Source organism: Blautia sp. OF03-13, from assembly GCF_003460685.1.
In the GTDB taxonomy this organism is placed as follows: domain Bacteria; phylum Bacillota; class Clostridia; order Lachnospirales; family Lachnospiraceae; genus Fusicatenibacter; species Fusicatenibacter saccharivorans.
In genome coordinates, this window is the sequence record NZ_QTVR01000016.1 from 64,888 (window position 1) to 73,635 (window position 8,748).

Sequence of the window (8,748 nt, forward strand, 5' to 3'; positions counted from 1 at the left end):
ACAGAAAGATTCAACTGAAAAACGAAGGATAGGCAAAAACGAAAAATTACGCTAAAATAAACATACAAGTATTCCAAATAAAACAAAAGAAAAATCAGGGGGGATCTGATATGGAGGAACAGAAAAGAAGACGGGAAAGAAAATCAGCGGCATACTGGTTGAGCAAAAGCTCGATTTTATATCCGATCTGTATCTTGTATGTGATGTATGTGAAACAGGTTGAGGTATATATTACAGAATGTTCCGTCCATATTTCGTCGGGGACAATGCTTTTTGCCTATGCGCTGTGCCTGATTTTGTGGCTGGCCTCACCCATTCGAAGCTACTGCGCAGATGGAACTGCAAATGAAGTTTTATTCTATGCATTTCCGCCGAGCATACTGATGCTGTTTTTATTTGCCCAATATTCACTGAAAATTGTGTTGTTTCTTGCAGTGCTGGATGGGATATTTCTTGTTACGGTTTTAAGAGATTTACATAGAAAAAAACGAAAATATTCTCCGAAAAAATTCTGGAGATTAAAAAGAAGTGACTTAAACGCATTTCTGTTTGTTTCAGTATGCGTGAGTATGGTACCGACTTGTATGATGATATATTGGAAGCTTGAGTCTCCGTCCGGAGTGGCAGAACTTTACGAACGAAAAAAGGACTATAATCTCGTCCAGAATCAGGAGAACATTTTTCAGGAAAATAAAGAATTTCTGCTGAGCTTAAAGGAGAGCGAATGGAGGCAAAAAACACTGGAAGAAAGAACAATTGCAGCGCAGAAGATGGTACGGCTTGAAACAGAACGACTTGGAATTCCCGAAATTCCGCTGTATGTGAAAGAGACAGGATCATCGAATTGCGTTGCATTATATAATAATGAAGAGAACGAAATATGGTATGCTCCAGAGCATTTAACATCTCAGACAGCAGAAGAATTTTTTACGGGAATTTGCGAAGAATGTTATCATGGAATGGAGTATTATCTGCTGGAGCGAATGGACTGGAATTCGGAAATGGCGAATACTGCTTATTTTGAAGAAATGAGGAAGTGGAAACTAAATGATAATCGCTACATATCTGGACGCGACGAGGGCGATTCGTTTGAAGCATATCAATCACAGCCGCTGGAAGCATCTGCCAAAAAGTATGCCAGTTCCGAAACAGAGGCACTGATTCATTTTATTGCTGTGTACGGCGATGAATAAAAATCTTTTAGGGGGGGAGGGAGAAAAGGAGCGTCGGGAAAAAATAAAAATTAGCACTCTCCTCTTGACAGTGCTAACAACTAGTGTTATAGTACGACTAGAACAAAGAAAGAAAAGAAAATTCACATCAACGCTCTTTTTGTTCGGAGCGAATGTTAGCACCCAAATAGATAAGGAGGAAGCCGATTATGAATATTAGTAAATTCACACAAAAATCGCTGCAGGCTGTACAGGACCTGGAAAAGACCGCATACGATTTCGGCAACCAGGAAATAGAGCAGGAGCATCTGTTGTATAACCTCCTGCATCAGGACGACAGCCTGATTCTGAAAATGATCGAAAAGATGGAAATCAACAAAGATCATTTTCTGAACCGTGTCGAGACGGCGCTGAACGACCGCGTCAAAGTATCCGGCGGTCAGCCGTATATCGGTCAGTATCTGAATAAAGCATTGATAAATGCTGAGGATGAGGCGAAAGCCATGGGAGACGAGTATGTTTCCGTAGAACACCTCTTCCTGGCAATGCTGAAAAACCCAAGCTCGTCCATGAAAAAACTGTTTCAGGAGTACGGCATCACAAGAGAACGTTTCCTGCAGGCATTAAGCACCGTGCGCGGAAACCAGAGAGTTACCACCGACAACCCGGAGGCAACATACGACACCCTGGAAAAATATGGCCAGGATATCGTAGAAAAAGCCAGAAACCAGAAAATGGACCCGGTTATCGGCCGTGATACCGAAATTCGGAACGTTGTCCGTATCCTGTCCCGTAAGACAAAAAACAATCCGGTTCTGATCGGTGAGCCTGGTGTTGGTAAAACCGCAGTCGTAGAAGGCCTGGCCCAGCGAATCGCCAACGGCGATGTACCGGAGAGCCTGAAAGATAAAACCATTTTCTCTCTCGATATGGGAGCCCTGGTAGCCGGAGCAAAATACCGCGGCGAATTCGAGGAGCGTCTGAAAGCCGTTCTGGAGGAAGTCAGAAAGAGCGACGGAAAAATCATTCTGTTCATCGATGAGCTGCACCTGATCGTCGGCGCCGGAAAGACCGACGGCGCGATGGATGCCGGAAACATGCTGAAACCTATGCTGGCACGAGGCGAACTGCACTGCATCGGTGCCACAACGCTGGATGAGTACCGCCAGTACATCGAAAAAGATGCCGCCCTGGAGCGCCGTTTCCAGCCGGTTCAGGTTGATGAGCCGACCGTAGAGGATACGATTTCCATCCTGCGTGGCTTAAAAGAGCGCTACGAAGTTTACCACGGCGTAAAAATCACCGACGGTGCCCTCGTTGCAGCCGCAACCCTTTCGAACCGTTACATCAGCGACCGTTTCCTGCCGGATAAAGCAATCGACCTGGTCGACGAGGCATGCGCTCTGATCAAGACAGAACTGGATTCCATGCCGGCCGAGCTGGATGAGCAGCGCCGTAAGATTCTGCAGATGCAGATCGAGGAAGCCGCACTGAAAAAAGAGACCGACAATCTGAGCCGCGAGCGTCTGGAAACACTGCAGAAAGAGCTGGCTGAGTTAAAGGATACCTTCAATTCTGCAAAGGCACAGTGGGAAAATGAAAAGAGTTCCGTTGAGAAACTGTCCAAACTGCGTGAGCAGATCGAGGACATGAACCGCCAGATCCAGAAAGCAAAGAATGATTACGATCTGAACCGCGCCGCTGAACTGCAGTACGGTGAACTCCCGAAATTACAGCAGATGCTGGAAGCAGAAGAGAAAAAAGTTAAAAATGAAGATCTCTCCCTGGTACACGAGAGTGTAACGGATGAAGAGATTGCCAGAATTGTCTCCCGCTGGACTGGAATCCCGGTTGCAAAACTGACCGAAGGCGAGAGAACTAAGATCCTCGGCCTGGAAGATGAACTTCACACGAGAGTTATCGGCCAGAATGAGGCAGTCACCAAGGTTTCGGATGCGATCATCCGTTCTAAAGCCGGAATCAAGGATCCGACAAAACCGATCGGTTCGTTCCTGTTCCTTGGACCTACCGGTGTCGGTAAAACAGAGCTTGCGAAAACGTTGGCAGAAAAGCTGTTTGATGATGAGAACAACATGGTTCGAATCGATATGAGTGAATACATGGAGAAATACTCCGTCTCCCGTCTGATCGGAGCGCCTCCGGGATATGTAGGCTACGAGGAGGGCGGCCAGCTGACTGAGGCAGTGCGCAGAAAACCATATTCTGTTGTTCTGTTCGATGAGATCGAGAAAGCGCATCCGGACGTCTTCAACGTTCTGCTGCAGGTACTCGATGACGGCCGTATCACCGACTCCCAGGGCCGTACCGTAGACTTTAAAAATACGATCCTGATCATGACCTCCAATATCGGATCCCAGTATCTGCTGGACGGCATTCAGGATGACGGCAGCATCTCCGAAGAGGCGAGAAACCTGGTCATGCAGGATCTGCGTGCACACTTCCGTCCGGAGTTCCTGAACCGTCTGGATGAAACGATTATGTTCAAACCATTGACAAAAGACAACATTGGTCATATCGTAGATCTGTTGCTGAAAGGACTGAACAAACGTCTGGCAGACCAGGAGCTTACCGTCGAACTGAGCCCGGCTGCAAAACAGTTTGTCATCGAGGGCGGCTACGACCCTGTTTACGGCGCCCGTCCATTGAAACGTTTCGTGCAGAAAGAGGTAGAAACCAGCACCGCAAAACTGATCCTTGGCGGTCAGGTCAGCGAGGGCGATACGATCCTTCTGGATGTGGAAAACGGCGGCCTGAAGGCAATGATCAAACCAGGTGTGGAGGTAGTAGACGAATGATGCCGAAAGATCCCGTAATGCTGCTGAGCTATGTCAATACGCAGTTAAGAGATTTTTACCCGTCGCTCGCAGAATTCTGCGTGGCCATGCAGACAGAGGAATCCGATCTGCGGGAAAAACTGGCGCTCATCGACTATGAGTACGATGAGAAAACGAACCAGTTTGTATAAGAATAACCAGGCCCTGAAAAAATGGCGGAAAAAGGCGTTCCGTATGTGGAAAAAACACATACGGGGCGCCTTTTTTACGCAAAGCGTGTTTCTTATAACTGACAGGAAAAATCATATCTATAATAGAAGAAATGTGGTAAAATGGAGGAAAAGAAAATCCGCTGAAAATGGGGAAACAGCGGATCTGGAGAAGGAGGAAACAAATATGTATTTTGGTGTACAGATGTATGGGGTATCCAAAGAATGGAAACAGGATCCCGAAGGATTTTTAAAGAAAATCTATGAGGCAGGCTACCGCCAGATCGAGCCGTGTCTCGGATTCCGTGTTGATGCCAGGGACTACGGTTTCTGGATCCCGGAGGATCTGGAGCAGGCAATGCCGCTGCTTGCGAAATACCACATTGAGGTTCATGCGGTCCACATTTTCCTGGATGAATACCACTATGAAAGAGAACTTGCCATTCTTACAGAACTGGCGCAGAAATACCACATTTCCTGGTTTGTCGTAAAGAGCCCGGCACGCCTGACAAAAGATGTTCTGGACGAAACCGCTGCAAGATACCGCGAACTGGCAGAAGAACTGGAAAAAGCCGGAGCAGGTCTTCTGATCCACAACGAAAAAGAAGATATCTGTATCCGCGTGAATGGAAAAACAGCGTACGAATATCTACTGGAAGCCTGCGGTGAAAAAGTCGGAGCAGAAGTAGATGCCGGCTGGATGTATTGCGGCGGCGTCGACCCGGAAGAGTTCCTCTGGGCGCATGCGGACCGAGTCAAAGCCGTTCATTATAAAGATATGAAAATCACCGGCCAGGAAGCGCTGCTTGGAAAAGGCATGGTTGATCTGAAAGCCTGCTTCCAGTTCGCCCGTGCAAACGGTGCACTGCAGATTGTGGATATGGATGCGGCAACACTGGAGGATACCTGCCGCGCCGGAAAAATGCTCTCCGGATGGACAGGGGACAGAGACAACACCGACAGCATTCTCTGCACGATGGATGTGGAGACCGGAGAAGAAACCGTGCTGCATGAGTTTCCGGGAATCATCGAGGCACCGAACTGGCTGAACGATGGAAACACCCTGCTTTATAATGCGGATGGAAAAATCTACCGCTATGAGATCGACAAAGACCATGTGGAGCAGGTTGATACCGGTTTCTGCGTGCAGTGCAACAATGACCACGTTCCGTCACCGGACAACCAGCTGCTGGCGGTAAGCTGCATGCCGCCGGAACTCACAGATGGAACGTATGAATCCCACATCTACGTGCTCCCGATGACAGGCGGTGAACCAAAAGACCTCACCGGACCGGGTCTCAGCTATCTGCACGGCTGGTCGCCGGACGGAAAAGAGCTTGCGTACTGTGCCTTCCGCAAAAAGCCGGAGGAGGAGACCATGCGCATTGAGATCTGTACGATTCCATCAGACGGCGGCGAGGAAACCTGCCTGACGGACGGCAAAGGCTACAACGACGGTCCGGAGTATTCACCGGACGGAAAGCACATCTGGTTCAACAGCACCAGAAGCGGTCTGATGCAGGTATGGCGGATGAATCGTGACGGCAGCGGTCTCACCCAGATGACCGATTCCGATGCCAACAACTGGTTCGGCCACGTTTCGCCGGATGGAAAACACGTCATTTACCTGACCTTCGCTAAAGGTGAGCTGGAACCGAATGAGCATCTGCCGAACATGTATGTATCGCTTGGAATGATGGATTATGACGGACAGAAAAAGAAAAAACTGCTGGATCTTTTCGGCGGCCAGGGCAGTATCAACGTCAACTCCTGGGCACCGGACAGCCGTAGAATTGCGTATGTGAAATATGTGCTTCATCACAAATAAAGGAATATCTTAAGAAAATCTGACGGGCCGTAAAAATTCATGGAAGTATTGTGAAAAAACGTTGAAAGTATTTTAGCGGAAATGCACAAGAATTCTTACGAATTTTTACGGCCCGTTGACTCTTTTTCTGACACACGTATAATGAAAGTAACAAGAGAAACTGCGGCCCCTGGCGGCTGCAAAACAATCAAAAGGAAAGGAGGATTTGTGTTATGAAGAAAACGAAAAAAATGCTTTCGTTTGTACTGTCCATGCTTCTGATCGTGACGATGTTCCCAACCATGGCATTCGCAAAAGAGGAAGCCAAAACGTGGAAGTTCGGAGAGCTTTCGCTGAAAGCAGGCGACGTTCTCGGCAAAGATACGGAGATTAAAAATGATGCAGAGAACAGAGAAATCCGAATACTTTCAGAAAAAACAAATCTGGATGAAAAGAAAGATGACAAAGAAAGAATAAAAACAGAAAAAGAGGCTGTGATCGCAGCGGCGGCTTCCTGGAATCTGAAGGATCTTACGGAAAAGGCCAAAAAGGCTCCGGCAGATTATCTGCTTAAAAAGGCAGACAGCTGGAACGGAAGCTGGATTGTAACAAAGATCGCAGAAACGGAAACAAAAGATGCCATTGAAATCCAGATAAGAACCTATGAGTACGTAGCTGTAACAGAAATCCAGGGCATACCGAAAGAAATCCCGGGAATCACCGCACTGACGGGCAAAGCAGTTCCAGAAAATGCAGATCAGAAACAGATCACATGGGAAATCACGGATGCCGGAATGACAGGTGCTGTTTTAGACGGCACAAACCTGAAAGTAACGAATGCCGGAACCGTAAAACTTCTGGCGACAATCAAAGACGGAAAGAAAACCGGCGTTGACTTCACACAGGAATTCACTGTGATTGTAAAAGCCGCAGATTACACCAAAGTAACAGAAGCGCTGGCGCTGATCCCGGAGGACATGGGCCGGTATACAGAAGAAAGCGCGGCAGCTGTTCAGAAAGCAAAAGATGCGGTAAAAGAGAACCTGCCATCAGCTGAACAGGAAACCGTAAATGGTTATGCGGCAGCCATTCAGACAGCAGTAAACGCACTGACGCTTCTTGGCGCAGATTACACAGAAGTTGATGCAGTACTTGCCAAAGTTCCGGGAGATCTTTCTATCTATACGGAAGAAAGCGTGGAAGCACTGAATGCAGTCATCGCATCCATCGACCGCACCAAAACGGTAGAAGAGCAGCAGGCAGTTGATGCTTATGCGGAAGCACTGGAGAATGCAATTGCAGCACTGGTACGCAAACCGGTTCCGGCAGATTATCAGGGAGTGGAAGAACTCCTGGGAAAGATTCCGAAAGACTTATCCATTTATACCGAAAAGAGTGTAAAAGCACTGAATGCGGCAAAAGAAGCCATTGTATGGGATCTGGATGACAGCAGACAGGAGGAAGTCGATCAGTCTGCAGAAAACCTGAAAGCAGCTCTTGACGGACTGACCCTGAAACCGGCGGACTACAGCTCCGTAGACGCGGCTCTTGCCAAAGTTTCGAATGATCTGAGTATTTATACGGAAGAAAGCATTCAGCCGCTTCAGACAGCGATCAACAGCGTAGAAAGCGGAAAAACCATTCTGGATCAGGCAGAAGTAGACGGCTGGGCAGCAGCAATTGAAAATGCACTGGCAGGACTGCAGGTTCGGAAAGCAGATTATTCCAAAGTAGAGGAAGCCATCAAAAAGATTCCGGCGGACCTCAGTCTGTATACCGATGCGTCTGTAAAAGCACTGGAAGATGCAAAGAACAGCGTCGTAACCGAGCGGCCGGTCACAGAGCAGGAGAGCGTAGACGGTTACGCAAAAAAGATCGAGGCAGCGATTGCCGGCCTTACGTATAAAGATGCGGACTACAGCAAAGTAGATGCCGCAGTGAAGAAGATTCCAAACGATCTGAAGAAATACACGGACGAGAGCGTAAAAGCAGTCAATGATGCAAAAGCAGCGATTGTACGCGGAAAGAATATCACGGAGCAGAAGACGGTGGATGGTTATGCGGCAGCGCTGGAAAAAGCGATTGCCAGCCTGAAACAGAAACCGATGACTGCGCAGAATCTTCCGAAGATTACCAAAGGAGTCAATCAGTCAGGTATGCATGGCAAGGAGCTTTCCTTCACCGCAGATTTTGAAGCAAAGGATCTTAAAAAGGTTCTCATCGACCAGAAAGAGATTGATGCGAAGAATTATGTGACGGCTGGAAAAGAGAATACGCAGGTTACGCTGAAGGCCGAGTATACAAAGAGTCTGGCAGAAGGCAAGCATACGATTTCGATCGTTTCAAGCAAGGGCCAGGCGGATACCGTATTCTATCTGAAGAAAGCAACAAAAAGTCCGGACACGGGAGACCGCACACAGGTGATGCTGTGGGTGATCCTGCTCGGCGTTTCTGCAGCAGCAGTGGTCGGAGCAGTTGTTTATCGTAAACGTGAGAAATAAGAGTTGAAAGGGAAAGGGCGCCGGAAGGCGCCTTTTCTTTTGGACGGTTTCGAATAGATTGCAAATAGTCAGATAAAATATAAAATATGCAGAATTAACTATATTTTTCTAAAAATAAGAAAATTCGAAAAAAGGTGTTGACTTTTGCTTTGGGCGGTGTTATTATAACTAAGCTGTCAGCGAGAGCTGATGCGAATGAGTTCTTTTGAAACAGAAAAACCTAGTTCGGAGCCGGGTGGCTGCCGCGGGTTGCAAAAACTGCTT

Annotated in this window: 5 protein-coding genes; all 5 read left to right on the forward strand. The window is 47.6% G+C overall.

Translation table 11 applies throughout. The annotated features are described in order from the left end of the window. Positions 1–110 precede the first annotated feature (110 nt). The 5 genes from DXA55_RS12560 to DXA55_RS12585 all read left to right on the forward strand — a co-directional run bounded on the left by DXA55_RS12560 (position 111) and on the right by DXA55_RS12585 (position 8,484). On the forward strand, positions 111–1,193 hold the full coding sequence (locus tag DXA55_RS12560; protein WP_117814360.1) for a hypothetical protein: 1,083 nt from the start codon (positions 111–113) through the stop codon (positions 1,191–1,193). Between the two features lie 188 nt (positions 1,194–1,381). Beyond that, positions 1,382–3,988 carry an ATP-dependent chaperone ClpB gene (gene clpB, locus DXA55_RS12570; protein ID WP_117814362.1) on the forward strand — a complete coding sequence of 869 codons (2,607 nt, stop codon included), beginning with the start codon at positions 1,382–1,384 and terminating at the stop codon, positions 3,986–3,988. After that, on the forward strand, positions 3,985–4,158 hold the full coding sequence (locus DXA55_RS12575; protein WP_117814363.1) for a DUF4250 domain-containing protein: 174 nt from the start codon (positions 3,985–3,987) through the stop codon (positions 4,156–4,158). The genes clpB and DXA55_RS12575 overlap by 4 nt, the downstream gene beginning before the upstream one ends. Positions 4,159–4,363: 205 nt before the next feature. Continuing rightward, positions 4,364–6,004, forward strand: a complete 1,641-nt coding sequence (locus tag DXA55_RS12580) for a TIM barrel protein (protein WP_158565085.1) — start codon at positions 4,364–4,366, stop codon at positions 6,002–6,004. A gap of 212 nt (positions 6,005–6,216) precedes the next feature. Next, a complete protein-coding gene (locus DXA55_RS12585) occupies positions 6,217–8,484 on the forward strand; it encodes a hypothetical protein (RefSeq protein ID WP_117814365.1) in 2,268 nt (755 codons plus the stop codon). The last annotated feature ends 264 nt before the right edge of the window (positions 8,485–8,748 follow it).

What these genes read in the sequence shown, in the direction of transcription:
- DXA55_RS12575 (WP_117814363.1), top strand. Translation starts at nt 3,985, where the DNA reads ATGATGCCGAAAGATCCCGTAATGCTGCTGAGCTATGTCAATACGCAG.
- DXA55_RS12560 (WP_117814360.1), top strand. Translation starts at nt 111, where the DNA reads ATGGAGGAACAGAAAAGAAGACGGGAAAGAAAATCAGCGGCATACTGG.
- DXA55_RS12580 (WP_158565085.1), top strand. Translation starts at nt 4,364, where the DNA reads ATGTATTTTGGTGTACAGATGTATGGGGTATCCAAAGAATGGAAACAG.
- DXA55_RS12585 (WP_117814365.1), top strand. Translation starts at nt 6,217, where the DNA reads ATGAAGAAAACGAAAAAAATGCTTTCGTTTGTACTGTCCATGCTTCTG.
- clpB (WP_117814362.1), top strand. Translation starts at nt 1,382, where the DNA reads ATGAATATTAGTAAATTCACACAAAAATCGCTGCAGGCTGTACAGGAC.